This window comes from Cupriavidus sp. 05T41, assembly GCF_056396525.1.
This window is the reverse complement of record NZ_JBFTLQ010000074.1, coordinates 1-26,918: the sequence shown is the minus strand read 5'-3', so window position 1 is coordinate 26,918 and position 26,918 is coordinate 1. Positions and strand designations below refer to the sequence as shown.

26 protein-coding genes are annotated in these 26,918 nt (G+C 66.2%); 15 read left to right on the top strand and 11 right to left on the bottom strand.

The genetic code is table 11. The annotated features are described in order from the left end of the window. The first annotated feature begins 105 nt into the window (after positions 1-105). Entirely contained in the window at positions 106-693 is a 588-nt protein-coding gene (locus tag AC1DKV_RS31375) for a cupin domain-containing protein (protein WP_441622954.1), read from the top strand. Positions 694-765: 72 nt separating this feature from the next. On the opposite strand, the gene AC1DKV_RS31370 is transcribed toward AC1DKV_RS31375, so the two are convergent. Next, a complete protein-coding gene (locus tag AC1DKV_RS31370; protein ID WP_477138819.1) occupies positions 766-1,752 on the bottom strand; it encodes an MBL fold metallo-hydrolase in 987 nt (328 codons plus the stop codon). Between the two features lie 201 nt (positions 1,753-1,953). Here AC1DKV_RS31370 and AC1DKV_RS31365 point away from each other — a divergent pair, with 201 nt between their 5' ends. The 4 genes from AC1DKV_RS31365 to AC1DKV_RS31350 all read left to right on the top strand — a co-directional run bounded on the left by AC1DKV_RS31365 (position 1,954) and on the right by AC1DKV_RS31350 (position 6,630). Next, entirely contained in the window at positions 1,954-2,877 is a 924-nt protein-coding gene (locus AC1DKV_RS31365) for a LysR family transcriptional regulator (protein WP_441622950.1), read from the top strand. 171 nt (positions 2,878-3,048) lie between these two features. After that, a complete protein-coding gene (locus AC1DKV_RS31360; protein WP_477138818.1) occupies positions 3,049-3,981 on the top strand; it encodes a LysR family transcriptional regulator in 933 nt (310 codons plus the stop codon). A gap of 127 nt (positions 3,982-4,108) precedes the next feature. Then, entirely contained in the window at positions 4,109-5,140 is a 1,032-nt protein-coding gene (locus tag AC1DKV_RS31355) for a succinylglutamate desuccinylase/aspartoacylase family protein (protein ID WP_477138817.1), read from the top strand. A gap of 83 nt (positions 5,141-5,223) precedes the next feature. After that, entirely contained in the window at positions 5,224-6,630 is a 1,407-nt protein-coding gene (locus AC1DKV_RS31350) for an MFS transporter (RefSeq protein WP_477138816.1), read from the top strand. Between the two features lie 101 nt (positions 6,631-6,731). On the opposite strand, the gene AC1DKV_RS31345 is transcribed toward AC1DKV_RS31350, so the two are convergent. Further along, complete coding sequence (locus AC1DKV_RS31345; RefSeq protein ID WP_477138815.1) at positions 6,732-7,226, bottom strand: universal stress protein; 495 nt, start codon at positions 7,224-7,226, stop codon at positions 6,732-6,734. Positions 7,227-7,453: 227 nt separating this feature from the next. Between AC1DKV_RS31345 and AC1DKV_RS31340 the strand changes: the two genes are divergently transcribed. The 3 genes from AC1DKV_RS31340 to AC1DKV_RS31330 all read left to right on the top strand — a co-directional run bounded on the left by AC1DKV_RS31340 (position 7,454) and on the right by AC1DKV_RS31330 (position 10,242). Next, positions 7,454-7,909, top strand: coding sequence for a universal stress protein (locus AC1DKV_RS31340; RefSeq protein ID WP_441622940.1), 456 nt, complete (start codon positions 7,454-7,456; stop codon positions 7,907-7,909). A gap of 369 nt (positions 7,910-8,278) precedes the next feature. After that, the gene (locus AC1DKV_RS31335; RefSeq protein ID WP_477138814.1) at positions 8,279-8,584 is read left to right on the top strand and encodes a DUF485 domain-containing protein; all 306 of its coding nucleotides are present in this window, start codon (positions 8,279-8,281) and stop codon (positions 8,582-8,584) included. Then, a complete protein-coding gene (locus AC1DKV_RS31330; protein ID WP_477138813.1) occupies positions 8,581-10,242 on the top strand; it encodes a cation acetate symporter in 1,662 nt (553 codons plus the stop codon). Before AC1DKV_RS31335 ends, AC1DKV_RS31330 begins: the two co-directional genes overlap by 4 nt. 221 nt (positions 10,243-10,463) lie before the next feature. On the opposite strand, the gene AC1DKV_RS31325 is transcribed toward AC1DKV_RS31330, so the two are convergent. The 9 genes from AC1DKV_RS31325 to AC1DKV_RS31285 form a co-directional block, all read right to left on the bottom strand. Continuing rightward, positions 10,464-11,657, bottom strand: coding sequence for an acyl-CoA dehydrogenase family protein (locus AC1DKV_RS31325; RefSeq protein WP_477138812.1), 1,194 nt, complete (start codon positions 11,655-11,657; stop codon positions 10,464-10,466). Between the two features lie 86 nt (positions 11,658-11,743). After that, positions 11,744-12,715, bottom strand: a complete 972-nt coding sequence (locus AC1DKV_RS31320) for a tripartite tricarboxylate transporter substrate binding protein (RefSeq protein ID WP_477138811.1) — start codon at positions 12,713-12,715, stop codon at positions 11,744-11,746. Between the two features lie 13 nt (positions 12,716-12,728). Continuing rightward, positions 12,729-14,069, bottom strand: coding sequence for an MFS transporter (locus AC1DKV_RS31315; RefSeq protein WP_477138810.1), 1,341 nt, complete (start codon positions 14,067-14,069; stop codon positions 12,729-12,731). Positions 14,070-14,176: 107 nt separating this feature from the next. After that, positions 14,177-15,157, bottom strand: a complete 981-nt coding sequence (locus tag AC1DKV_RS31310; RefSeq protein WP_477138809.1) for a tripartite tricarboxylate transporter substrate binding protein — start codon at positions 15,155-15,157, stop codon at positions 14,177-14,179. Between the two features lie 54 nt (positions 15,158-15,211). Beyond that, positions 15,212-18,787 carry an indolepyruvate ferredoxin oxidoreductase family protein gene (locus AC1DKV_RS31305; RefSeq protein ID WP_477138808.1) on the bottom strand — a complete coding sequence of 1,192 codons (3,576 nt, stop codon included), beginning with the start codon at positions 18,785-18,787 and terminating at the stop codon, positions 15,212-15,214. A gap of 109 nt (positions 18,788-18,896) precedes the next feature. Then, positions 18,897-19,931 carry an Ldh family oxidoreductase gene (locus AC1DKV_RS31300; RefSeq protein ID WP_477138807.1) on the bottom strand — a complete coding sequence of 345 codons (1,035 nt, stop codon included), beginning with the start codon at positions 19,929-19,931 and terminating at the stop codon, positions 18,897-18,899. Continuing rightward, positions 19,928-20,632, bottom strand: a complete 705-nt coding sequence (locus tag AC1DKV_RS31295; protein WP_477138806.1) for a GntR family transcriptional regulator — start codon at positions 20,630-20,632, stop codon at positions 19,928-19,930. The genes AC1DKV_RS31300 and AC1DKV_RS31295 overlap by 4 nt, the downstream gene beginning before the upstream one ends. 6 nt (positions 20,633-20,638) lie before the next feature. Further along, entirely contained in the window at positions 20,639-21,793 is a 1,155-nt protein-coding gene (locus tag AC1DKV_RS31290) for a UxaA family hydrolase (RefSeq protein ID WP_477138805.1), read from the bottom strand. 4 nt (positions 21,794-21,797) lie between these two features. Then, the gene (locus tag AC1DKV_RS31285; RefSeq protein ID WP_477138804.1) at positions 21,798-22,088 is read right to left on the bottom strand and encodes a UxaA family hydrolase; all 291 of its coding nucleotides are present in this window, start codon (positions 22,086-22,088) and stop codon (positions 21,798-21,800) included. A gap of 200 nt (positions 22,089-22,288) precedes the next feature. On the opposite strand from AC1DKV_RS31285, the gene AC1DKV_RS31280 reads away from it, so the two are divergent. The 7 genes from AC1DKV_RS31280 to AC1DKV_RS31250 form a co-directional block, all read left to right on the top strand. Further along, positions 22,289-22,750 (top strand): hypothetical protein, encoded by a 462-nt coding sequence (locus tag AC1DKV_RS31280; RefSeq protein WP_441622916.1) that lies wholly within the window; start codon positions 22,289-22,291, stop codon positions 22,748-22,750. Beyond that, positions 22,740-23,105, top strand: coding sequence for a hypothetical protein (locus tag AC1DKV_RS31275; protein ID WP_441622915.1), 366 nt, complete (start codon positions 22,740-22,742; stop codon positions 23,103-23,105). The genes AC1DKV_RS31280 and AC1DKV_RS31275 overlap by 11 nt, the downstream gene beginning before the upstream one ends. A 25-nt stretch (positions 23,106-23,130) precedes the next feature. After that, complete coding sequence (locus AC1DKV_RS31270) at positions 23,131-24,102, top strand: zinc-binding dehydrogenase (RefSeq protein ID WP_477138803.1); 972 nt, start codon at positions 23,131-23,133, stop codon at positions 24,100-24,102. Between the two features lie 41 nt (positions 24,103-24,143). Continuing rightward, on the top strand, positions 24,144-24,938 hold the full coding sequence (locus tag AC1DKV_RS31265; protein WP_477138802.1) for a TauD/TfdA dioxygenase family protein: 795 nt from the start codon (positions 24,144-24,146) through the stop codon (positions 24,936-24,938). Between the two features lie 107 nt (positions 24,939-25,045). Beyond that, a complete protein-coding gene (locus AC1DKV_RS31260) occupies positions 25,046-26,164 on the top strand; it encodes a Re/Si-specific NAD(P)(+) transhydrogenase subunit alpha (protein WP_441622909.1) in 1,119 nt (372 codons plus the stop codon). Between the two features lie 10 nt (positions 26,165-26,174). Continuing rightward, positions 26,175-26,528, top strand: coding sequence for an NAD(P) transhydrogenase subunit alpha part 2 (locus AC1DKV_RS31255; protein WP_441650188.1), 354 nt, complete (start codon positions 26,175-26,177; stop codon positions 26,526-26,528). Next, positions 26,528-26,918: NAD(P)(+) transhydrogenase (Re/Si-specific) subunit beta (locus tag AC1DKV_RS31250; RefSeq protein ID WP_477138801.1), on the top strand; the 391-nt coding region annotated here is incomplete at its 3' end. The genes AC1DKV_RS31255 and AC1DKV_RS31250, both read left to right, overlap by 1 nt.

The following is a 26,918-nucleotide window of genomic DNA, read 5'->3' as shown; positions in this document are numbered from 1 at the left end:
ATTAATCCGTGCCGTAGAATTATCGAAGATTCACGCCGGATCGAGAAACTTCACCGAAGACGGAACGATAAATCCGGTCCAGTACTGATCGCGCCATCGCATATTATGGAAAACAACGAAATTAATCAGGAAATCGTCATCGGCGGAAGGCTCAAGCACGCGAGACTCAATCGCAAGCTGAGCTTGCGTCAACTGGCGGAGAAAGTCGGCTGCACTGAGAGCTTCCTGTCGAAAGTCGAGAACTGCAAGGTCCGCCCTTCCCTCCCGATGCTTCACAAGATTGCCGTGACGCTGGGAATCAGTGTCGCCAAGCTGTTTATTGAAGAAGACAACACCACTGGATCGGTGACGGTCATGCGGGAGGGTCAGCGACAAATACTGCGGACGGAACATCGACGGGCTGGCGATGGCGTGTCGCTGGAAACGCTGCTCCCCAACCATCTGTGCGCCCTGCTGGAATCCAATATCCATCACATCCCCGCGGGAACCTCGTCCCAGGGCTTTCTCGAGCATCAGGGCGAAGAAATGGGCTATGTACTGCAAGGAGAACTGGAACTCACCGTGGCCGATCAGACTATCCGCGTGAGCAAAGGCGACTCCTTCTTTTTCTTTTCGCACCTCCCGCATGGCTACCGGAACATTGGCAGCACGGAAGCCCAGGTGTTGTGGGTCAACACGCCCCAGAGCTTCTGACGCAGTCACCAGAGCGACTATCCCGCAGGCCTCGACGACATCCTGCCAGCCCTTGCGCGGATCATTCCTGCGTTACTCCTTGCGTTTCAGGCCATCGGGAGCGGGCACCCAGCGAAAACCGGCCTGCCCGGCCTGTACATGACCCAGCCCGGGGAATGCCATATGGGCGCCTCCCACCAGATAGCCTTGCCGGGCCGCGTCGGCAAGGATGCGCTGCCGCGTGGCCGCCGCGGCGGCAGGAGCGACGTCGTACTCGATGGTGATGCCCGGATCGCCGAACTGCGCCTCGCTGGCGTGGATGACGTCTCCCCAGAGCAGCAGCCGCTGACCCCGGCTCTCGATGAAGTAGCCGTTCATGCCCGGCGTGTGGCCGTATAGCGGTACCGAGCGCACGCCGGGGAACAGTTCGGTGGCACCGTCGAAGGTGCGCAGCTTGCCCGCCACCACATACGGGTCGACAGTCTGGTGCGACTGCCGGAAGGTGGTGCGGGCCGCCGCCGGCGCCCTGGCCTCGGCTTCGGGGCTGAGCCACAAGGCCGGATCGCGCTGGTCCACGTGCACCACTGCATGCGGGAACACCCGCTGCCCGCCGATACTGAGGCCGCCGGAGTGGTCGCCGTGGATATGCGTCAGCAGGATGTCGTCGATATCGCCGGGCTGGTAGCCGGCAGCACGGAGGTTCTCGACKAGGTGGCCGGTCAGCGGCCCGAACAGCTCGCCCGCGCCGGTATCGACGAGAATGCGACGCTCGCCGGTGTCGACCAGGAAGCAGTTGACGGAGATCTCCACCGGCAATGCCTGGTGGGCGGCCGCGAACGCCTCGCGCACGGCTTGCGGCTTGCTMATGATCTTCGACACGTCGCGCGGCGCGGTGCCATCCGACAGCACCGTGACGCGAAACGCCCCCAGCGCAAAGCGGTAGAAACCGGGGGCCTGGTGCGCCGCCCATCCAGGGCTGGACGATGTGTCCGGCGAATCTGTCGCACCGGCGTTTGCCGGACTGGCGGCAAGGACGGTCATGGATGCGGTGGCAAGAAGCAGGAAGCGGGGGAAATTCATGATCGGTATCGGTCCGGGTTGCGCACTGGCCCCTTATCAGGTGCCGTACTGGTGCTGAATCAGCGATAAACGGAACAATAGCGATCGCGCTCTGCCGCGATAAGCTGTCTTTCTTGGGAATAATTGTGCCACCATTGGCATAATCGGCATAATTGGCGGCATCGATCATTGACCTGGCGCCGTGCGCGAACCGAGACGTCCATGCCTCCCGACATGAATGACACGCTGGTCTTCCTCAAGGTCGTGGAAGCGGGGAGTTTCACCGCCGCCGCAGCCGAGTTGCTCCTGCCCAAGACCACGGTCAGCCGCAAGCTGCGCGAACTCGAGCAGCGGCTTGGGGTGCAACTCTTGCACCGGACCACACGCCGCCTCGGCCTGACGGAGGCCGGCACGCTCTACTACGAATCCTGCCGCGCCATTCCCGGCATGCTGGCAAACGCCGATGCAGCGGTAGGCCAGTTGCAGGGCACGCCGCGCGGCACGTTGCGCATCACGGCATCCTACTCGCTGGCGATCACCCTGCTCGGCCCGCTGCTGGCAGATTTCCGCGGCGAAAACCCGAACGTGAACATCGAGCTGGTGCTCAGCCACCGCACGCTCGATCTCGTCGGCGAGGAAATCGACCTGGCACTGCGCATGGGCGACCTGCCGGATTCATCGATGGCCGCACGGCGACTCGCCACCTTCCCGAACCGCATCTACGCCAGCCCCGCCTATCTCGCGCAGCATGGCGAACCCACCCATCCGGACGCACTGTGCGAGCACATGGCGCTATCCACGCGCGTGGCCAGGCGCGCCAGCGGCCATGCCTGGCCAATGCGCCGCGAGGACGCTGCCGAAGGGCTCACCGACTACCCAATCCGCCCCGTGATCGAGGCCGACGATCCGGAGACACTCAAGGCGCCACTGTTCGACGGCGCGGGCCTGATGATGGCAACAGACCTGATCATGGCGCGGCATGTCGGGCAAGGCCTGGTGGTGCCGGTACTGCCTGGCTGGCTCGGGCGTTGCCCGGACCTGCACGCCGTGTTTCCGCGCGGGCACGTACAGCCGCCAAAGTTGCGCGCGTTCATCGACTTCCTCGTGCTGCGGCTCGCACCGGGTGCCGCAGGCGCACGGCGCTGAACGCATCGGCAACTCGCCTGGCGAGGATCGCGCAATTGTCGTGCGGGCGCCGATCCCTGCAAGGCATGGCAAGGCGAACACCAGGGCTTCCGGCTTTTCGCGCGCGATACTTTGTGGCATGTTTGCCGGGGATTGCCGGTCGACAGGCCGGCTCGAACTACGGGTGAGATTGTGGAACTACGACATTTGCGCTATTTCATCGCGGTGGCCGAGCATGAGAGCATTCGCGAGGCGGCGGAGCGCATCCACGTCACGCAGCCCGCCATCTCCMGCCAGATCCATKACCTGGAGGAAGAACTTGGCTTCGCATTGTTCGCGCGCACGCCGCGCGGACTCAGGCTGACTTCGGCCGGCCAGGCGTACTTGCGCGATGCCCGCACGGCGCTCAACCAGCTCGACGTCGCGGCGCGCGGTGCCCAGCGGATATCGGCCGGCATGCAGGGCCGCCTGCGGCTTGGCTTTGTCGAGAACAGTGGCTGGGACGGCATCGTGCCGCATATCTTCCGGCGCTTCCAGGAAGACGTGCCCGACGTCCGCATCGAACTGATCCCGATGAACACGCCACAGCAGCTCGACKAGATCCGCGCKGGCACGCTCGACGGCGGCTTCGTGTACCAGTACGGGCCGCTCCCCGAATCGCTCGGCACGCTGCCGCTGACGACGAACAACGTGCTGCTGGCGGCGCCGCGCGCATGGGCGCTGCCCGCCCCGGAAACGTCCACGACTCACGCATCCCCGCCAGGCGTKGCGCTGCGCCAGATTGCCGACTGGCCATTCGTCACGTTCCCGCGCGCTGTGTATCCGGTCTACTACGACCGGCTGATCGGCGCTTGCCAGGCGTGCGGCGTCACCCTCAACGTCGTCCAGGAGGTCTCGACCGAGGCCGCCATGCTGTCGCTCGTCTGCGCCGGCATCGGCGCAGCCATCGTCAACTCGGCCAACGTCGGCCGTCCGCCAGCGCTCTGCCACTTTGCGTCGTTCACGGATCTTTCCATCCCGATGCCGCTCGTCTTCGCCTGCAAGGCCGATGCGCCCGAGCCGGCGCTTGCGCGCTTCATTCAGACGGTGGAAGCGATGAGGCAGACCGTGGCGGCGCCTGGGTGATGCCCGGAAAGCATCAGCTCCGCCAAAAAACGGCATTTGTCGGCAACCAGCTCGATCAGCAATATTGCATGCAGACGCGGCCGATCCCCACGAACCGGCCGCGCCCGATCCCCCACCGGAGACAGGCATGCCAGGCCGATCGAACGACCAGACCCATTCCAGGAAAACACTGATCTCAACGGAGATCGACTACGAGCGCGAGGGCTTCCAGACCGGTGTGCTGCGCATTCCCTATTCGCATGACCGCTCTGCCTATGGCCACATTCCCGCGCCGATCGCCGTGCTCAAGCAGGGCACGGGACCCACGGTGCTGCTGACCGGCGGCAACCATGGCGACGAATACGAAGGCCCGGTGGCGTTGATGAAGCTGCTGCAGCGCATGCCTTCGATGCAGATCCAGGGCCGGCTGATCGTCATACCGGCGCTGAACTTTCCGGCGTTCATCAACGGCTCGCGCACCTCGCCGATCGACCGCGGCAACCTGAACCGCATGTTTCCCGGCGACCGCAATGGCTCGATCACCGCGATGATCGCGCACTACGCGGACAGCGAGCTCTTCCCGCGGGCAGACGTGGTGCTGGACCTTCACGCCGGCGGCGCTTCGTTCAACCACATGCCCACGGTGCTGGCCGCGCTGCCGTCCGATCCGGCACGCCGTATCGCGTACCTGAAACTGGTCAAGGCCTTCGCCGCGCCGCACACCATGGTCATGGACCTGCTCGGCGAAGACCGAACCTACGGCGCGGCGGCAGAGCGCCACGGCACCTTGTTCCTGTGCGGCGAATTCGGCGGCTATGGCAGCTGCAACGTGGAAGGGCTGGCCATCGTCGAGCAAGGCCTGCGCCGTGTGCTCCATGTCGCCGGGCTGACGCGCGACGACAGCCAGCCGCCGCGCCACGACACGCAATTCATCGCGGTGAACGGGGCCCGGCACTATCTGTTCGCGCCACGCCACGGCGTATTCGAACCCTGCTTCACGTTGGGGCAGCAGGTCGCGGCCGGCGATCTCGCCGGGCGGCTGTTCGATCCGTACGCGCCGTGGGAGCCGCCGCGCGAACTCCACTTCGGCGGCGCCGGCATGGTGGTCTGCGCCCGCACCTTCGCCGGCGTCGAACCCGGCGACTGCATCGCCCTGCTGGCATCCCCCATCACGCTGTAGCCCATTCCGACGGCAACGCGGAGATTGGCGTCCTCTCATTGGGGAGCCGCCAGCCCGCCCCGTGCCCCTTCGAGGAGACCTTCATGCAGTCCGCCCCCAAAACCGCCCCGGCCCTGGAAGCCGGCGCGCCCCGCGCCGAAGAGCCGGGAATCGAGAACGCCGGCACCCCGTTCTCACATGGATACATCGTATTCATGTTCTTTATCTGCTTCGCCTTTTCTTATATCGACCGCCAGGTCGTCAGCATCCTTGTCCAGCCGCTCAAGGCATCGCTACTGCTCAGCGACACCCAGATCGGGCTCTTGCAGGGTGCGACATTCACGCTTTGCTACGCTACCGCGGGGATGTTCGTGGCCCGGCTCGTGGACCGCTCGAACCGGGTACGCCTGAGCGCTGCCTGCGTCGCCATCTGGGCGATTTCCACGGCCATGTGCGGCACGGCAAGCAGCTTTGGCGAACTGCTGGTCTGGCGTGCCGGCACGGCCATTGCCGAAGCCGCCCTCAGCCCCGCCGCCTTGTCGATCTTCAGCGATATGTTCCCGCCGMGAAAGGTCACGCGCGMCAGCAGCGTGTTCATGCTTGGGCCGTACGTCGGCGGGGGCGTGGCCTTGCTCGGCGGCGGCGTGTTGCTGGGCTGGATGGACCAGCCCACGATGGCCGGCTGGCTCACGACGCAAGGCCTGCAGCCCTGGCAGATGATCTTCTTCGTGGTCGGGCTACCCGGCCTGGCGCTTGCTGCGCTGGTGCTGGCGACCATCCGCGAGCCGGCGCGGCGCGGGCTGTCGACCGCCCACGCTCCCGCCGAGGCGGCGCCACCGATCAGCGAGGTCCTGCGCGAGTTGTTCGTGCGCAACCGCTTCTGCCTGCCCTACTTCTTCGGCTACGTCGCCCTCATCCTGCTGTTCTATTCCCACGCCGCCTGGTTCCCGACCCTGCTGATCCGCAGCTTCGGGTTGTCCGCAAGCGAGGTAGGCAAGATGACCGGACCGGTCTACATGATCGGCGGGATGGCGGGCGTCGTCAGCGCAAGCCTCTTCGTGGGCAAGGTGGACGATCGCGATGCGCTGCGCAAGGTGCTGCGCATCGCCTGCGCGGCGGCCACCTTGCTGGTGCCTGTCGCCTGTGCCGCGCCGCTCGCACCGGTGATGTCGCTGTCGCTCGCGCTGTATGGCCTGTGCGCCTATGCCGCCAGCATCGTCATGGCACTGGCGCCGGTGCCGCTGCAGATCACCATTMCCAATCGCATGCGCGGTCGCGCGGTGGCACTGCTGGTGTTCCTGACCAATGCCATCAGTGGCGGGCTTGGACCGTTCGCCGTAGGCTCCATCAACGAGTGGCTGGGCCATCCGAAGTCCGGGCTGGCGATCGCCCTTTCCATTGTCGGCACCACGGCGGCGGCGGTCAGCGCCCTGCTCTATTTCATCGCCGCCAGGCGGGCCGGCCAGGCATCTGCCACAGGCACGAGCCTGGGAACACAGGCAGGGCGTTGATGTCAGCCATGACATCCCCCGGAAAGCCAGGCCGGCTACGAGCAGTCCAGGCGATGCAAGGACGCGGCCATTGACAATGGCTCAGGCCCTCGGCGCGCCACCTACGGCTTCGATCGCACCGGCTCCGCAGTGTCTCTCGCCGGGGACATTGCGGCATGCACTAGCAGCACTGGCCGGCGGCACTGTCGTACCAGCCCCTCGGCTACGCTACCCATGAGCAGGCGCCGCACGCCGCGGCGCCCGTGCGTGCCCGCGACGATCAACTCCGCGCCAATCTGTTCCGCCGCCTGATTGATGGCCGTAGCCACATCGAAGAGCGCCCCCGGCTCGTCGATCATTGCCGTCGTACATTTCACCTGCCGGGCCGCTGCCCTTGCCTTGGCGCCGTCAAGAAGGAGTTGCCCACCTTCGAGCAGGGTGGCACGCAAGTCGGTGAGGTCGACATAGCCTGCCTCGTACCTGAGGTAGCTGTTATCGATCACATGGACCACGGCAAGCTCCGAACGCAAAGCTGCGGCCAAGCCGACCGCTTCCGCCAGGGCCCGCTCGGCGGACTCTCTGCCGTCGACTGCCACCAGGATCTGGCTGTACATCATCGCTCTCCGTGTGAAGACATCGCGGTCATCGGGCAACGGGAGGCGCCCGCAGACGCTGCCCGCCTCCCTCGGATACGTCCAGTCTGTACGCCCCCGCGTGCGTCGTATTGATGTAGATCATGGCTTGTGCTGTTCGCCGGGTTGCGCGCAGGCACCGGCATCTATTCTCGTGACAGAGCGTTTTCCTGCGGACGGCCAGTTCGCAACGACCACGAGGAGAGTTCATCATGTACAGGAAGATCTTGCTTGGAGTTGACGGCAGCCGCTCCTCGGACCTTGCAGTAAGCCAGGCGATCATCCTCGCCAAGGCGACGGGCAGCGAAGTGCGGGCGCTCTTCGTGGTGGACGACAGCGATGTCTTCTACCTTGCCGAGAATTCGTACCCCTCCTGGTTGATGGAGAGCATCCTGGCCATGGGACACAAGTGCCTGGAGACCGTGGCGAATCGCCTGACCGAGGCCGGCGTACCGCATTCGACAAAGATTCTCGAAAAGCCAGTCGCGCAGGGCCGGATCTCGGAATCGATCGTGAGGGAGGCTGATTACTGGGGCGCCGACCTTATCGTGCTGGGAACACATGGACGGCGCGGGATCAAACGCCTTGTGATGGGCAGCGTGTCGCAAGGCGTAGTCTGCGAGAGCAACAAGCCCGTGCTCCTGATCCGAAGCGAACTCGAAGAATAGCGATCTGCGTGGCGCCCCAGGCTTCGCAATGGCGGCGCCGCAGACGCTGCAGACCGCACCTGCGATCGGCATTCGTACCCGTATGCCGATTCCTGCACGCCATGACKTCCGCAACCTGGCAGTGGCGCTTTAGCCCTTCACACGCCCAGACTACGCGCCCAGACTAAGCGTTTACCCCTTGAGCAAATCCACGCCCCTGTAAGAAGCGGGTAAGGGGCAGGCCTTAACTTATCAGCATGGACATCGGCCGACGCTACGGCGCACGCCTCTGCCGGCGCCGCACGCTGGCGCGGACCATCGCGTCCGGCGGCGTCCGGCGGCGTCCGGCGGCGTCCGGCGGCGCAAGCACACAATCTGCAGGAGACATGGATGAATGAAGATCTGGTCACGAGACTGAAGGCAAATCCGCGATATCGCGAGCTTGTCCACAGGTKAACACGGCTTGGATGGTCGTTGACCGCCATCATGCTCGTCATCTACTACGGATACATCCTGCTGATTGCCTTCGACAAGGAACTCCTGGCCACGAAGATAGGAAATGGCGTGATGACGTGGGGCATGCCGATCGGCCTGTTCGTGATCGTCTTTACCGTCGCCATCACGGGATTCTACGTACGCCACGCCAACGGCGTGTACGACGAACTGACAGAGCAGATCAAGCGGGAKGTGGCATGAAAGCACATCACGCACTCCTTGCTTGCGCAACGCTGCTTCTGTCGACGGCCGCGCTTGCGGCGGGTGGAGACCTTGGGCAGGCGGTCCGGCAGCCAACCAACTGGACGGCCATCGGCATGTTCGTCGTGTTTGTCATTGGTACGCTGTTCATTACCAAGTGGGCGGCAACCAAGACGAAATCGGCAGCGGCATTCTATACGGGCGGAGGCGGCATCAYCGGCTTCCAGAACGGGCTGGCGATCGCGGGCGACTTCATGTCGGCGGCGTCATTCCTCGGCATCTCGGCTGCCGTCTACACCAATGGCTATGACGGGCTGATCTATTCCATCGGCTTCCTCGTCGGCTGGCCAGTCATCACCTTCCTGATGGCGGAGCGGCTGCGCAACCTTGGTCGCTTCACCTTMGCCGACGTTGCGGCGTACCGCTTCAAACAGGCGCCGATCCGTGCGTTTGCGGMATCGGGCACGCTGGTGGTGGTCGCGTTCTACCTGATCGCGCAGATGGTAGGCGCCGGCCAGCTGATCAAGCTGTTGTTCGGGCTGGAGTACTGGATCGCCGTGGTCATCGTGGGGGCGCTCATGATGGTGTACGTCCTGTTTGGCGGCATGACCGCCACGACGTGGGTACAGATCATCAAGGCCTGCCTGCTGCTTGCCGGCGCTTCGTTCATGGCCGTCATGGTGCTGGCCCAGTTTCACTTCAGCCCCGAAGCGCTGTTTGCCAAGGCCGTGGAAGTCCACGCCAAGAAGGACTCCATCATGAGTCCGGGCAATTTCATCAAGGATCCCATCTCGGCGATCTCGTTCGGCATTGCCCTGATGTTCGGCACGGCCGGCCTGCCGCATATCCTGATGCGATTCTTCACCGTGCCCAATGCCAAGGAGGCGCGCAAGTCGGTGTTCTGGGCCACTACCTGGATCGGCTACTTCTACATCCTGACCTTCATCATCGGCTTCGGCGCGATCGTGCTGGTGGGAACCAATCCGGCCTTCCAGGATACGAGTGGCAAGCTCCTTGGCGGCGTGAACATGGCGGCAGTCCACCTGGCCAGCGCCGTCGGAGGAAGCGTGTTCCTCGGATTCATCTCCGCGGTGGCCTTTGCGACGATCCTGGCCGTCGTTGCCGGTCTCACCCTCGCCGGTGCGTCCGCCGTTTCGCACGATCTCTATGCGACGGTATTCAAGCAGGGCAAGGCAACGAGCGCCGTCGAACTGCGCGTATCGCGTATCACGACCGTGATCCTCGGCCTGGTCGCGGTGTTCCTTGGCATTGTCTTCGAGAAGCAAAACATCGCGTTCATGGTTTCGCTTGCCTTCGCCGTTGCGGCCTCGGCCAACTTTCCCGTGCTGTTCATGTCGGTGCTGTGGAAGGGCTGCACCACCCGTGGCGCGACGATTGGCGGTTTCCTGGGACTGTTGTCGGCGGTGATCCTCACCATCCTGTCCCAGGCCGTCTGGGTCGACGTGCTGCACTACAAGAGCGCGCCATTTCCCTACACGTCCCCGGCGTTGTTCTCGATGACGATCGGCTTCCTCGGCATCTGGCTCTTCTCGGTCACCGACAACTCGGCCAGGGCGCGCATGGACAAGGCTGGTTTCGAAGCCCAGCAGCTTCGCTCCGAGACCGGAATCGGCGCGGTCGAGGCGTCGKGACATTGAACGAAGCCGGCGGCGTATTCAATGCGAGCCGCCACGCAGAGCGGCGGCGGGCGCCTGGCGCCAAGCCGTCCCGGCCGGGGCAGGCTCGCCTCAAGAGCGCGCATCCTGCCCTTGCCTTGGACTTTGGCTATGGTGAAATAACCCTGCAAGGCGCTTCCCACGGTGGGGCTGCCACCTGCGCCCCTTCCCCGGTGTCGCAGGCCCTCCGTTACCGCGCTCGCTTACCCTTGCCGGGCCGCGCCTAGCGTGTCGCGCTTGATCTTCTTCGCCAGCGACCACTTGTGAACTTCGGTCGGGCCGTCGTAGATGCGGAATCCGCGAATCTCACGGAAGATCTGTTCGACGACGGTGTCGMGCGACACGCCCATGCCGCCCAGAATCTGCACGCAGCGATCCGACACGCGGAACAGCGCCTCGGAGACGCCAACCTTGGTCATCGAACTCTCCGCGGTACCGAGGCCACCTCCATCGAGCACCCCGGCGCACCAGTCGATCATCAGTGCGGCCTGTTGCAGATCGATCAGGTTCTCGGCCAGCATGAAGCCCACCCCTTCGTGGTCGATCAGCAGCTTGCCGAACGCCTTGCGCGTGACAGCGTACGCGCGCGCGATCTCGTCGGCCCGAACCGCGGCGCCGAACCAACGCATGCAATGCGAGAGCCGCGCCGGTGACAAGCGGACCTGCGCATAGCGAAAGCCCTCGTTCGCTTCGCCCAGTACATGGGCCTGCGGCACGCGCAGGTCGTCGATCACAACCAGCGCGTGACCGCCCGGCATGGAACTGTCGATGGTATCGATCAGGCGCTCGATGCGGATCGCCGGATGCGGCAGATCGACCAGAAACATCGTGGCCTGGACATGGTCGGCATCCCCGGTGCGCGCCATGATGATGCCCACGCTTGCACCTTCGGCGCCGGTAATGAACTTCTTGCGCCCGCGTATCACCCAGTCGTCGCCGTCCCTGACCGCCGTGGTCTGGAGCATCGACGGATCCGAACCCGCCCCGCCGTCCTCCGCAGGCTCCGTCATGAAGAACGCCGAACGGGCCTCGCCACTGACCAGCCGCGCCAGGAACCGATCCTTCTGCGCTTCCGTGGCCACCTCACCCAGCAGGAACATGTTGCCTTCGTCCGGCGCCATGGTATTCACGGCGACGGGGCCGAGTGGCGACAAGCCGGAGCGCTTGAGCACGGCCGCGGTCTCGCGCTGCGTCAGGTGCGAGCCATCGGCAAGGATATGGGGCGTCATCAGCCCCGCGGCACGCGCTTTGTCGCGCARTTCGGCGACAAGATCATCCGATGGGCCATGATCGCCGCAGCGCGGATCGCGCTCATAGGGCATCACGACGTCGCGCACGAAGCGCTCGACGCGGTCGGCAATGAGTTGGCTTCTTTCCGTGGGGCATTMGGTGAACATGCTGGATGACCTCCTTGTAGTGTGTCGATTGAGTGACCGTCATCGATGCGATCATAATGCTTCTCGCCCCGGGCGGACTCGCGCAGCTACTCGCGGCGCAGTCCGGCCTGACGGACCACGGCGGGCCATTTCTTCTGCTCGGCCTGTATCAGATCGCCAAACGCCTGCGGCGTACCGCTGGCCGGCGCAAAGCCACGGCTTGCCAGGCGCTGACGGACGCCCGCGTTCCGCATGGCCTTGGTGATTTCATCGTTGAGCCGCGTCACGATGCCGCCGGGCGTACCCGCCGGCGCCACGACACCATACCATTCCATGGAATCGATGCCGGGCACGCCCGCTTCGTCCAGGGTCGGGACATCCGGCAGGGTAGGCAAGCGGTGCTTGCCCACCACGGCGAGCGCCTTGAGCTGGCCCGACTTCAGCAGCGGCTCCACCACCGGAAATCCGGGGAACATCATCGCGACGTGGCCGCCGACCATATCCGCCAGTGCCGGCGGCGCGCCTTTGTACGGGACATGGACGATGTCGACCCCCGTCTGCTTCTTGAACGCTTCGCCGATCAGATGGAGTTGCGTGCCCGGACCCGACGATGCATAAGTGATMTGGCCAGGCTGCGCCCGGGCCTTGCTCACCAGCTCCTGCAGCGAGCCGGCCACGGACGGATTCACAACCAGCACATAGTTCAGGGTCACGAGCAGGCTGACGGGGCTGAAGTCACGGGCCAGGTCGAACGGCAACCTGTCGTCGAGACTCCGGTTGATGATCATCGGCGTGGTGGCGATCAGCAAGGTGTATCCGTCCGGCGCGGCCCTTGCCGCCGCAAGGGCGCCGATATTCCCGGCGGCACCGGGCCTGTTCTCGACGATGACCGGCTGTCCCAGGCCGACGGAGACCTGCTCCGTCACGATGCGGGTGGCAATATCCACGCTGCCTCCCGCGGGCCAGGGCACGATCATGCGTATCGGACGGCTTGGGTACGCACCCGCCGCCAGCACGCTGGCCGCGCTGGCCGCCAGCGCCATCGCGCCGATGGCGCGACCAATGCGTTGCAGTATCATCGAATGCATCGTCTTACCCCAGCCGCTTTCCAAGCGTCTCCGGCACCATGCGCAGACCCAGCAACGACAACAGGCCGCAACCGATCAGGTAAAGCGCCGGAGCGTTCGGGCTGGAGGTCAGGTGGATCAGCAGCGTCGAGAAAAGCTGGGCAAAGCCGCCAAATACGGCGATCGCCAGGTAGTACGTGACCGACATGCCCGTGGCACGCAGGCGTTGCGGCAGCACCTCGCTCACCAGCACCAGCGTGGCGGGCGACGTCATGGCCATGGGGATCGCCAGCAGGCCGACCACCACCAGCAGGCATGGCAGCGACGGGTAGGCGTTGATGGTGACAAATGCCGGGTAGGCCATCACCAACAGGGCCAGGCGCGTCCACCACACCATCCTGCGCCGGCCGAGGCGGTCGGTCATCCATCCCGCGACCGGGCCGAACACCGCCATGACGGCGGCGGCGACGAAGCCTGCCCAGACGGCATCGCCGCGCGGGATGTTGAGCTGGATCGCCGCGTAGTTCGGCAGGTAGTAGGCGATCAGGTGGACGGCGGAGCCCAGGCCGATCATCAACAGGATGCTGGCGACGAGTTCGCGCCAGTGCTGGCGCATCAGTGCCCAGCCACCCACGGCGCGCYCCGCCTTGTTGCGCTCGGCCGGGGGCAGCGTCTCCTCCAGCCTGCGGCGGATGATCTGTCCGATCGGGATGACCAGGACGCCGATCAGGAACGCCACGCGCCAGCCCCACKACTCCAGCGACGCTGGCGACAGCGAATGGCTGAGCGCAAGCGCGACGAGCGCGGCGAAGACGGCGGCGACGCCWTGACTGGCGGTCTGCCAGCTCGTGTAGAAGCCGCGCGACCGTTCGTCCGCGTACTCCATCAGCATCGCCGTGGCGGACCCCATTTCCCCGCCGATCGCGAAGCCCTGCACCAGTCGCGCGATGATCATGAGCGTCGGGGCGATCACGCCGATCTGGGCATAGGGCGGGGTCACGACGAGAATCAGCGCGCTGAGCGCCATCAGCCACATCGACAGCAGCACGGCTGGCTTGCGTCCCCGGCGGTCGGCGTAGGCACCGATGACGAGGCCGCCCAGCGGCCGCATCAGGTAGCCGGCACCAAAGGTGCCGAACGACAGCAGCAGTTGCCMGAGCGGATTGTCGACCGGGAAGTACAGCGGAATGATCAACGTGGCGAAGAAGTTGTAGACCCCCGAGTCATACAGTTCGAGTGCGCCGCCAATCGTGATGGCCKAAATGGCCGAAACCTTCGACATCGGCCTGGATTTCGGCTCGGCGTGCGAACCTCCCGGGGCGGGGGTGTGTGCCGGATTCACCATGGCGGTGGGATCGAGTGGCATGCTTGTCTCCTGGCGCGGCGATATTTGTCGTGCCGTGCCGCTTGTCATGATCTGCTGAAATTGGCGGGACGTCTCGTTCKGCGTCCCCTTGATGCTTGCCGCGCTCGCTATTCAGGCCGGAAACCCGACTGCTTGACCGCCACCGCCCATTTCTTCTGCTCGGCGGCCATGAACGCGCCGAACTGCTCCGGATTGCTGTTCGTGGCCGGCTCGTATCCCTTGCCGCTCAACTGCTCGCGCACGCCTGGCGCGCCCAGTGCCTTGTCGATCGCATTGCCCAGCAGGACGACAATGTCCTTCGGCGTGCCGGCCGGCGCCACCAGGCCATACCATTCGCTGGCCTCGATGCCGGGATACCCCGCCTCCGCCATCGTCGGCACGTCGGGGAAGAGCGCCAGGCGCTGGMTCGTCGCCACGGCCACCCCCTTGAGCTGGCCCGACCTGACGAATGGCATCACGGCGGGCACCCCGTGGAACATCATCTGGATGTGCCCGCCCACCATGTCGGTCAGCGCTTGCGGGCCGCCCTTGTACGGCGCGTGGACGATGTCGATATGCGCCATGCCCTTGAAGACTTCCCCGACGATGTTCTGCTGGGTACCGGGGCCGGGCGAGGCGTAGCTGATCCTGCCGGGCTCGGCCCTGGCCCGCGCCACCAGATCCTTGACGGACTTTGCCGTCGAGGGATTCACCACCAGCATGTAGGGCGAGCTCGCCATCAGGCCAAGCGGCACGAAGTCCTTGCCGGTGTCGAACGGCAGGTTCCTGTACAGGCTCGCGTTGATCATCATCGGCGCGCTGGCGACGAGCAAGGTATAGCCATCCGGTGCCGCCTTCGCGCCCATCCCTGCCCCGATATTGCCGGTGGCGCCGGGCCGGTTGTCGACGATGACCTGCTGGCCCAGGCTTGCCGACATCTTCTCGGCGACGGTACGGGTGACCGTGTCGACCCCGCCGCCGGCCGGCCACGGCACGATGATGCGGATGGGCCGGTTCGGATACCCGGACTGCGCCCACGCGCCGGCGGCGCAGAGGGCGAGCGAAACGGCAGTGAGGGCGGTTGCGGCGTGACGCAGCACGAACTTCATGTCTGTCTCCTCGGTTCTCTTGTGATGGATGTGAGGTTGCTGCTTGTTTCCGGCCTAGGCGGCGACCGTCGACTGGCTCGGCGCGTCTGCACGCCGGCCGCCGCTGCGCCACTGCGCCATGAGCCGCGCCMACTTGCCGCGCGTGGCGGCGAGGTTGCGGCCCTTGACGTGGCCATAGCCGCGGATCTCCTGGGGCAGCCGCGCGATCTCCAGCGCGAGGTCCAGGTTCTGCTTGTTCAGCGAATCCAGGATCGTCTCGATGCACTCCCGGTATTCACCGATGAGGGCGCGCTCATCCCGGCGTTCGGCGGTGTAGCCAAAGGGGTCGAACGCGGTGCCGCGAAGACCCTTGAGTTTCGCCAGCACGTGGAATGCACTCCGCATCCAGGGACCATACGCAGTCTTGACCGGCTCGCCGTCGGCATTCTTCCTGGCGAACAGCGGCGGCGCGAGGTGGTGCACGATCCGCACCTTGCCTTCGAACATGCCTTCGATCTGCTGGCGGAACGATGCGTCCGTGTGCAGGCGCGCCACCTCGTATTCGTCCTTATAGGCCATCAGCTTGAACAGCGAGCGCGCCACGGCCTCCGCAAGGCGATTGCCGCCGGCATGCCCTTCCACCGCCTGGACGCTGGCGATGAAGGTCTCGTACTGCGCGGCGTAGGCGGCATTCTGGTAAGCCGTCAGGAACGCCGCGTGCTTGCGGATCAGTTCGGCCAGCGACGGCTTGCGGGTGAACTGGATCACCTGCGTGTCCGGCATGCGCAGCGGCACTTTGCTCATGTCATGCGCGCACTGGCGGCCCCACTCGAACGCAGCCTTGTTGCTCTGCACCTGCACGCCGTTCAGCTCGATGGCGCGCATCAGGGCCTCGTGCGACAGCGGCACCCTGCCCTTCTGCCATGCGTAGCCGAGCAGCAGCAGGTTGGCGTAGATCGACTGGCCAAGCAATTGCGTGGCGACCAGTTCGGCGTCGAGCGTGGCGAAGCTGTCCGCGCGCACCACTTGCGTGATTCGCGCGGCCGCCTCCTCGCCCGGCGGCGCCCAGTCCGGGTTCTGCACGAAGGCCGCCGTCGGCGTGACGTGGCTGTTCAGCACGACGAAGGTGCGCTCGGATGACATCGTCGCCAGCGTTGCCTTGCTCGTGCCGACCACCGCGTCGCAGGCGATCACGAGATCGGCCATGGCCACGTCGACCCGGCTGGCGTGCAGCGCGTCGGGCGACGCGGCGATCTGGATATGGCTCCACGTGGCGCCGCCCATCTGTGCCATGCCGGTGGCGTCCTGCGTGATCACGCCCTTGCCCTCCAGGTGCGCGGCCATGCCGAGCACGCCGCCGATGGTGACGATGCCCGTGCCGCCGATACCGGCGACCAGGATGCGTCGCGGGCGGCTGACGTCCGGCAGCGCCGGATACGGCAGCGCGCCGCCCTGCGCGGGCTGGGCCTTGCCAGCGGCGGCGGGCTTGCGCAGCTTGCCGCCCTCCACTGTGACGAAACTGGGGCAGAAGCCCTTCACGCAGGAGAAGTCCTTGTTGCAGGTGTCCTGGTTGACCTTGCGCTTGCGGCCGAACTCCGTCTCCACCGGCTGCACCGCCAGGCAGTTGCTCTGCACCGAGCAGTCGCCGCAACCCTCGCACACCAGTTCGTTGATCACCACGCGCTTGTCGGGGTCGGGCATGGTGCCGCGCTTGCGCTCGCGGCGCTTCTTCGTGGCGCAAGCCTGGTCGTAGATGWTCACGGTGACGCCGGCCATCTCGCGCAACTCGCGCTGCACGGTGTCGAGTTCGTCGCGGTGGCGGATGGTCACGCCGGGGGCCAGGTTGGCGACTCCCGCATACTTGCCGGGCTCGTCGGTCACCACGACKATCTGGCGGGCGCCCTCCGACGCGAGTTCGCGCGTCATGGCCGGCACGTCGAGCTGGCCGCCGTCCACGGGCTGGCCACCGGTMATGGCAACGGCGCTGTTGAAGAGGATCTTGTAGGTCAGGTTGACGCCGGCATTGATCGACTGGCGCACCGCGAGCAGGCCCGAGTGGTTGTACGTGCCGTCGCCCAGGTTGGCGAACATATGCTTGCGCGTGGTGAAGGCCGACTGGCCCATCCAGGGCACGCCTTCCCCGCCCATCTGGGTCCACGAGGTGGTCGAGCGGTCCATCCACGTCACCATGCCGTGGCAGCCGATGCCGGCCATGGCGATGGAGCCTTCCGGCACCTTGGTGCTGGTGTTGTGCGGGCAGCCCGGGCAGAACCACGGCAGGCGGTCGCTGGGACGGCTGTCGCCCTGTGCGGTGGCGCGCTCCCTGGCCTCGATCTCCCGCAGGCGCAGGTCCATGCGGGCCTGCACGTCGGCCGGCACCCCGAGATGGGCGAGCCGCTGGGCGATGGCCTTCGCCACCAGCGCCGGCGACAGGTCGGCCTTGGCGCGCAGCAGCCAGTCGTCGCCCGGCTTGCGGTGGCTCCACTCGCCGCCCGCTCCTTCGCTGTGGCCGTATTTGCCAAAGACGGCGGGGCGGCGGTCCGGGCTCTGGTGATACAGCTCGTCCTTGAGTTGCTGCTCGATGATCGGGCGCTTCTCCTCGACCACGAGGATCTCGCGCAGGCCGTGCGCGAAGTCGCGCACGCTGCCCGGCTCCAGCGGCCACACCACGCTGACCTTGTGCACGCGAATGCCCAGCTCGCGGCAGGTGCCGTCATCCAGGCCAAGGTCCAGCAGTGCCTGCCGGGTATCGCTGTAGGCCTTGCCGCTGGCGATGATGCCCAGGCGCCCATGCGGCCCCTCGATGACGTTGCGGTTCAGACGGTTGGCGCGGATGTAGGCGAGCGCGGCCGGCCACTTGTACTCCATCATGCGGGCTTCGGCGCCGAGCGGATCGTCGGGCCAGCGGATGTGCAGCCCGCCCTGCGGCGCGATGAAGTCCTCGGGCAGCACGATGCTCACGCGGTCCGTGTCGGTCACTACCGAGGCGCCCGACTCCACCACCTCCTGCACCGTCTTCATGCCGGCCCACAGGCCGCTGAAACGGCTCATGGCGAAGGCGTGCACGCCGAKGTCGAGGATGTCCTGCACATTGGACGGGAAGAACACCGGCAGGCCGCACGCCATGAAGGTGTGGTCGCTCTGGTGCGCCAGCGTGCTGCTCTTGGAAACGTGGTCGTCGCCGGCCAGCGCGATCACGCCGCCCAGCGGCGCCGTGCCGGCGAGGTTGGCGTGCTTGAGCGMGTCGCCGCTGCGGTCCACCCCGGGGCCCTTGCCGTACCAGATGCCGAAGACGCCGTCGTACTTCTTGCTGGCCGCGTCGAACTCCAGCTGCTGCGAGCCCCATACCGCCGTCACGCCGAGCTCCTCGTTGACGCCCGGCTTGAAGACGACGTGGTTCTCGGCGAGGTGCTTCTTCGCCTGCCACAGCGCCTGGTCGTAGCTGCCGAGGGGCGAGCCGCGATAGCCGGAGATGAAGGCGGCGGTGTTGTGGCCCGCCATGGCGTCGCGCCGGCGCTGGAGCAGCGGCAGGCGCACCAGCGCCTGCACGCCGGTCATGAAGGCGCGACCCGACGCCAGGGCGTACTTGTCGTMGATGGTGACGGCTGCCATGGCCGTCCGTGCGGCTTCGGGGGGGATGGGGGCGTTCATAGTCGGATTCAGCCTGCTCAGGTTGGTCGGGTTCGTGTATGGGCGGCCGGCGTCCTCCGGCTGCTCCGGGTATCGACTGTCAAGGATGTCGGGAAGTGTGTCCGGGAGGTCAGTCCGGGAACKGGATGCCCACCTGCCGGCCCAGTGCGCTGAGGTCCTGCGCGATCGCTGCCGGCAGTGCGATGCCGCCTTCCCGGGCTTCATGCTCCAGCGCATCACCGCGCGCGCCAGGCAGGCGTGCTTCGGCGCCACCGGCGGCAAGATAGGTACCGGTCCATTGCGCCATGTAGTCGGCGAACAGGTCCTTGCCGGCGAATGCATCGGGCTTGACCAGCCAGACGAACCCGCCCTGCCGGCCCACGGCGCCGCCGCTCTTCAGGTCGTTGCGCGCAGGGTCAAGCGATTGCGCGGTGGCCGCCAGCGCGCCGGCCAGGCACTCCACCATCATGGCGATGCCGATGCCCTTGTGCCCGCCCATCGGCAGCAGGGCGCCGTCCAGCGCGCGCTCGGCGTCGGAGGTCGGTACGCCGTTGGCGTCCACGGCCCAGCCCTCGGGGATCGGGCGGCCTTCKCGGGCGGCCAGCAGGATATGGCCGCGTGCCGCCACGCTGCATGCCACGTCGAAAACTATTGGCGCGCCGCCGGGCACGGGGCAGCCGAAGGCAATCGGGTTGTGGCCGATCCCTGCCTTGCTGAAGCCCTCCAGTGCGAGCAGGGGCGGCGTGCGCTGTCCGACCATGCAGAAGGCGCCCGCCTCGGCGGCCAGCAACGCGTGGATGCCCAGTGCACCCAGGTGGCCGCAGGACTGCACCGCGACCAGCACCGATGCACTCGTCTCCAGCGCTTCCAGGCCGAGCCGCACCGCGAGCGGGCCGGCGACCTGCCCCATCGCACCGTCGGCGTCCAGCACGATGCCGCCCGGGAAGCTGCGATGCGTCATGGCCGCGCGCGGGTTGAAGTCGCCTGCGCGCAGACGGTCGACGTAGGATGGGATGCGCGTCATCCCGTGCGTCTTGTAGCCGCGCAGCTCGGTGCGCACCAGCATGGTGGCGGCCTCGACCGCATGGTCGGGCGGCATGCCGCAGCTTTCGAATACGCCCGCCGTCCAGCGCTCCAGCGCGGCAGGGCTCCATCGGGTGTTCATGACGATTTCTCCCGCACGATCATCAGACGCTCGGCGAACGGGCCGGCATAGACCGTCTGGTAATACAGTGGCTGGTCGCGCAGCGTGTAGCCGCGCAGTTCCATGATGAAGACAGGCGCCTCGGGCTCTAGTCCGAGTTCACTCGCCACCGTCGCGGGCGGCGCGCCAAAGCGGATCCACTGATCCACGCGCAACGTCGGCAGGGACAGCCGCTGGCCAATCAGCTCGCGCAGGTTCTTTTCCAGCGCCTCCCGGTCCAGCCCTCCCAGTTGCGCGAAATCCTCCTCTCGCAGCCAGAACTCGCTGTACAGATCGAAGCGCCCGCCCACGTTGATGACGCGCTCGATCCGCACATAGCCGTCCCCTTCCAGGAAATCGGCCCACGGCCCCTTGCGCTTGATCCGCTTGACCGAGCGCGCGTGGACGTAGGAGGCCAGCTCGTTGCCCGCCTCGTCGCGAAAGCGCAGGTAGCGCACGTCCGCCGGCGCGACGCGTGCTCCCGAGACGAAGGTGCCCCGTCGCTGTTCACGCGTGATCAGTCCCGAATGCGTCAGCCGGATGAGCGCCTTCTGGATGGTGCCCACGCTCACGCCGTGCAGCGCCGCCAGCTCGCCMTCGGACGGCAGGCGGTCGCCCTCGCGCAGGGCGCCGGTTTCAATGGAACGGATGATCGCGTCGGAGACGGTATTCAGTTTTGTCATGGTCGCTCAGAGACTCAGTGCAAACCGACTGATCGCGGTCTCCCGGATGTCGAGCACCTCGCTGCTCAGCCGCGTGCCGGATGCGACGTCCATCGCATAGGCAAACAGCTGGTCGCCGAGGTCGGGGATCTTCTCCCCGCGCTCCAGGACCGCGCTCACGTCGAAATCGATATTGTCGGCCATGGTGTCGACCGTATTCACGTTGCCGCACACCTTGACCGTCGGGGCTACCATGCTGCCGATCGGATTGCCCACTCCGGTACCGAAGAAGGTGAGCTGGCAGCCGCCGGCGGCAAGTGCAGTCAGATTTTCCACTGCCGCGGCCGGCGCGTCCATGAAATGCAGGCCTTTCTTCTTCGGCGCCTCGCCGTAGCCCAGCACCCCGACGAGCTGGCCCTTGCCGGCCTTGGCCATTGCGCCCAGGGCCTTTTCCTCGACCGTGGTCAGGCCGCCGCGCTTGTTGTCGGGCGACGGCTGGTCCTYGCGCATGTCCACGCCGCGCGAGATGGCCAGGTTTTCCATGTTGCGCACGGCGGTGACGAAGGCCTCGCGCACCCGGCTGTCGGCCGCGCGCTCKGCKAACAGGTGGTCGGCGCCGATGAATTCCGAGGTCTCGGAAATGATGACCGTGCCGCCCTCGGCGATCACCATGTCGGCCAGATGGCCGATCACGGGGTTGCAGCTCAGCCCCGACGTCGTATCCGAGCCGCCGCACTCCACGCCGATCACCAGCGACGACACCGGGCACGGCACGCGGCGGGCGCGCGATGCGGCGAGCGACAGCTTCGCCGCCTTGCGCGTACCGTCGGCAATGCACTGCACCGTGCCGAKCGGCTGCAGGTGGACGGTTTMCACCGGCTTGCCCGCGGCGCGGATACGGCGCGCCACTTGCTCCGTCGACGACTCCTCGAGCCCCACCAGCAGTACCGCCGCGATATTGGGATTGCGACCGAGGCCGGCGAGCGACTCGAAGGCGAAATCAAGGTCGGCACCGAACTGGCCGCGCACGAACAGCGTGGTGACGGGGATGCAACCGCCCACGGCATGCGCAATGGTCCGCGTGACCGGATTGCAGTTGTMCATCACGGAAATCACCGCCACCCAGTTGCGCACGCCAACCGCGCCGTTCTCGCGCGGGTATCCAAGAAAGGTCGTTGCCATCGGATTACCTCCTCTCCAGGTCGCMGCGAGCGCGCGCCGACTCGATGTTGTGAACATGCATGTGTTCGCCGGCCCGTACCGCGCGGCTCGCCCGGCCGATGAGCTGGCCGTACTTCAGGATGCCGACCCCTTCGTCGGTATCGGCAACACAGACCTTGTGCCCGAACGGCACGTMCTGCAGCAGGACCAGTTCTCCCGCTATCTCTCCCTCCAGCCGGCAGGTATCTCCGGCGCGTCCTGCGTCCAGCAGGGTGGCCACATTGTCGGCCCGGTTCAGCACGATTGCTCGCGGCATCTTTCTTAACTCCTGTATAGGTGTTTGATGCAATGTAGAGAACGGACCCGGGTAGTGTCAAGTAATTACGTGGCAACCCCCGAGAAAACCACTACTCAATCCATGCAAGTCCTATATAGAAGTTATTGACACAAGCCTCGGCTATGTCTATTGTCATCACAACGGCGGGCGACTCGCGCCGACCGGAAGAGGAGACAGAGATGAGAGTGGCGTCCCATATGGAGAAGATCGGCAAGCTGATGGCCCTGCGCCAGCGGCTCGATCCGCTCGAGGACTTCGAATTGTGGTTCTGGGCTGGCATGACGGCTGGCACGCACGCGGTCAACGCCGCCCTGCACCAGGCCGGCGTGACCCGGGACGACGACATGTTCCCCACGCAGCCTGGCGTCTATCAGGCGTGCCAGCCGGACGGCAGCATGCGCAACGCCTTTGGCCCGCTGGGCGACGTCTTGCATGTGGGACGGCCAAAAGTGGAGGCCCCGGTACCTGACGACGTGGCGCGGATGATGGCCCAGATGGAAATCATCGAGCACTACCGCGACCCCTGCCTGCGCGAAGGCATGTCGCCCACGGCGGCGATCGCACGGGAATGCGACACGGCGCTTCGCTGCTGCATCGACCTGCTGGCGAAGCGCGTTCCGGGAGCCGGCCATGCAAACTGACGCGCACATCGCGCTGGCTCGGCGCGTCGAGGCATCCCTCGGCAAATGCAAGGAGGCCGACTACGAAATGAAGATCGAGGCGGCGATGCTGGCCGGCACCCACTGGCTGAACGTATTGCTGCATCGCCTTGGCACCAGTCGACCCGAGCAGGATGTCTTCCACACCTATCTGCTCACCATCAACGAGTTCCGGCGGCTGGCCGTCGCTGCCGAACTGCCGCTGCACGCGCTCGCCGAGATCGAGGACATCCGTCCGCCTTACGTGCGCGGCAACGTGGGTGGCGGCGAACACGCCGCCAGACGCGCGCTCGACCTGCTGGCACGGCTGCGCACTGCGGCACTCGACGCGGCATGAACGTTCAACACAAAGGGAGTCAGTCTTGAAAGCAATTCGCGTGATACCCGGCGCCGAGGGCGGCCGGGTCGAAGTGCAGGACATTMCGGCGCCGGATGCCGGCCCGGGACAGATCGTGGTGCGGGTCCATGCCGCGGGCCTGAACCGCGGCGAGATCAATCAGGCGCGCGAACTGCGCACCGGCAACACCATCACCGCGGGCGTCGAATTCGCGGGCGAAGTGGCGGTGGTGGGCGAAGGCGTGACCGGCTGGCGCCGCGGGGATCGCGTGATGGGCCATGGCCGCGCCTGCCAGGCGGAGTACGTGGTGGCCAACCCGATGGCGCTGATGCCCGTGCCGGATGGCATGTCATGGGTCGACGCGGCCGCGTTCCCGAACGTCTTCATCACCGCCCACGACGCCCTGGTGGTCAACGGCGGGCTCAAGGCCGGCGAGTCGGTGCTGGTAAACGGCGCCTCGGGCGGCGTGGCGATGGCCGCCATCCAGATCGCTTCCCTGATGGGAGCGCGGCCGGTGATCGCGCAATCCCGCTCGGCCGCCAAGCTCGACAAGATCATGCAGTACGGCGTGGATGTCGGCATCGACTCGTCGCGCGACGACCAGGTCGAGGCCGTGATGCGCGCCACCGACAACCGCGGCGTGGACATCATCATCGATACGGTCGGCGGCCCGGTGTTCGAGGACAACATCAAGTGCCTGGCGATCAAGGGCCGGCTGGTCAATATMGCCCGCCTCGGCTCGGCCACGGCGCAGATCGACCTGGCCCAGCTATGGCTCAAGCGCCTGCACCTGATCGGTGTGACGTTCCGCACGCGCTCGKAGCAGGAACGGCTCGAGTGCATCCAGGCCTGCGCACGCGACATGCTGCCCCTGCTGCGCGCCGGCCGGGTGCGACTGCCGATCGACCGCACGTTCGCCCTCACCGATATCCACGCTGCGCACGCCTACATGAAGCAGGACCAGCACGTCGGCAAGATCGTGCTGACCGTCGACTGACCGCGCACCAACGACAAATCACACGATTACAGGAGACCACGATGAGTATCGAAATCAGGCCGCTGACCGGCTCGGTCGGCGCCGCCGTCACGGGTGTGAATCTGAACGACCCGATCAACGATGCAGCCTTCCAGGTTCTGCACCAGGCCTTCMTCGAGCATGGCATGCTGGTGTTCCGTGGCCAGTTCCTGCAGCCGGCGGCACAAGTCGCCTTCGCCCGCCTGTGGGGTACGCCGGTGCAGGGCAACCCGCTGCTCAAGGGCCTCAACGAATTCCCGGAACTGGCCCAGGTCACGAAGATACCCAAGGAGACCGCCTCGACCGAGGCCTGGCACTCCGACTCGATCTACACGCCGGTGCCGCCCAAGATCTCCATCCTGTCGGGGATCGTGATCCCTGTCGGCGGCGACACGATGTCGTGCAACCAGTACCTGTCGTACGACCGCCTGTCGCCCACCATGCAGCGCCTGATCGAGGGCCTGCGCGCGACATTCAGCGGCGCCCGCCTGGCCAGGATGACCGGATCCGACAAGGTACCGACCGCCGTGCACCCGATCGTGCGCACCCATCCCGAGACCGGCCGCAAGGCACTGTACGTCGGCCACCCCGATACCGCCTTGCGCATCGAGGGCATAACCGAGGCCGAGAGCCGCCCGCTACTCGACTTCCTGTACGAGCATTCCACCACCCCGGACAACGTCTACCGCCATATGTGGCAGGAGGGCGACGTAGTGATGTGGGACAACCGCTGCACGATGCACTACGCCGTGCACGACTACGGCAACGCCGAGCGCGTGCTGAACCGCGTGACGCTGGAGGGGGAGGCCCCCCGCTGATCACCCGGGCATGACCGTGCCGGGCACGCCGCGCGGCACCCCCCGCCCCTGACCCACGGCGCGCCCAGATCGACGAGAGGCGCGCCCGGGACCACCGGAGACATCCAATGCAGATAGGGATCCCGACTGAGATCCGGCCGGGAGAGGCACGTGTTGCCGCGACACCGGAAACCGTCAAGAAATATGTCGCACAAGGCCATCAGGTCATCGTGCAAAGTGGTGCCGGCACGCGCGCGAGCCTGCCCGATGCCGCCTATGAGGCTGTCGGCGCCCGCATCGGCACCGCCGCCGAGGCGCTTGGCGCCGGACTCGTACTGAAGGTCTGCGCCCCCGGGCCGGCGGAACTGGGCGCGATCATGCCCGGCACCGTTGTCGTCGGCATGCTGAATCCCTTCGACGCGGAAAACAAGGCGCGCATGGCGGCTGCCGGCATCACCGCCTTCGCGCTGGAAGCCGCGCCGCGCACCACGCGGGCGCAGAGCATGGACGTGCTCTCCTCGCAGGCCAACATCGCCGGCTACAAGGCCGTGCTGGTGGCCGCGCACCACTACCAGCGCTTCATGCCGATGCTGATGACTGCCGCCGGCACTGTCAAGGCCGCACGCGTGCTGATCCTCGGCGCCGGCGTTGCGGGCCTGCAAGCCATCGCCACGGCCAAGCGCCTGGGCGCCGTGATCGAAGCCTCCGACGTGCGTCCCGCCGTGAAGGAACAGATCGAATCGCTCGGCGGCAAGTTCCTCGACGTGCCTTTCCTCACCGATGAAGAACGCGAGATCGCGCAGGGCGCGGGCGGCTATGCCCGTCCGATGCCGCCGGACTGGATGAAGCGGCAGGCCGAACTGGTCCACCAGCGCGCCATCCAGGCCGATATCGTCATCACGACGGCCCTGATCCCCGGGCGCAAGGCGCCGACGCTGCTGCATGAAGCCACCGTCCGGCAGATGAAGCCCGGCTCGGTGGTGGTCGACCTGGCCGCGGCGCAGGGCGGCAACTGCCCGCTGACCGTGGCGGACGAAGTGGTCGAGCGCCACGGCGTCATCCTTGTCGGGCATACCAACCTGGCCTCGATGGTCGCGGCCGACGCCTCGGCCCTGTACGCCCGCAACGTGCTCGACTTCCTCAAGCTGATTCTCGACAAGGAAGGCCGGGTGGCGATCGACAGACAGGACGACATCGTCGCCGCCTGCCTGATGACCGCGCAAGAGGAAACGGCGCTTGCCGGCTAAGGAGACCTCAATGGAAATGATTAACCACACCGTGATCAACCTGATCATCTTCGTGCTGGCGATCTACGTCGGCTACCACGTGGTCTGGACCGTGACGCCCGCCCTGCACACCCCGCTGATGGCCGTGACCAATGCCATCTCGGCCATCGTCATCGTCGGCGCCATGCTGGCGGCCGGGCTGACGGAAGATACGACCGGCCGCCTGATGGGCACGCTGGCGGTGGCGCTGGCCGCCGTCAACGTATTCGGCGGCTTTCTCGTCACGCAGCGCATGCTCGATATGTTCAAGAAGAAGGCGCCCAGGACCGAAGCAAAGCCGAAGGCCGCCGCGACGATCGGCGACAAGCTGGCGGAGGCCGCGTGATGAACGGACTCTCGATGAATTCGGTCACCCTGTTCTATCTGGGGGCCTCGGTCTGCTTCATCCAGGCACTGAAAGGACTGTCGCATCCGACCACGGCGCGCAGGGGCAACGCCTTCGGCATGATCGGCATGGCGATTGCCGCGGTGACGACGCTGGCGCTGATCGTCAAGCTGAAGAACGAGTTCCTGGCCGCCGGCACGGCGCAGAGCTCCATCGGCACCAGCCTCGGCCTGATCTTCGGCGCGCTGGTGGTGGGCGGCGGCATCGGCGCCTACGTGGCGAAGAAAGTCGAGATGACCAAGATGCCCGAGCTGGTCGCGGCGATGCACTCGCTGATCGGYCTGGCGGCGGTGTTCATCGGGTGTTCATCGCGGTGGCCGCGGTGGCCGA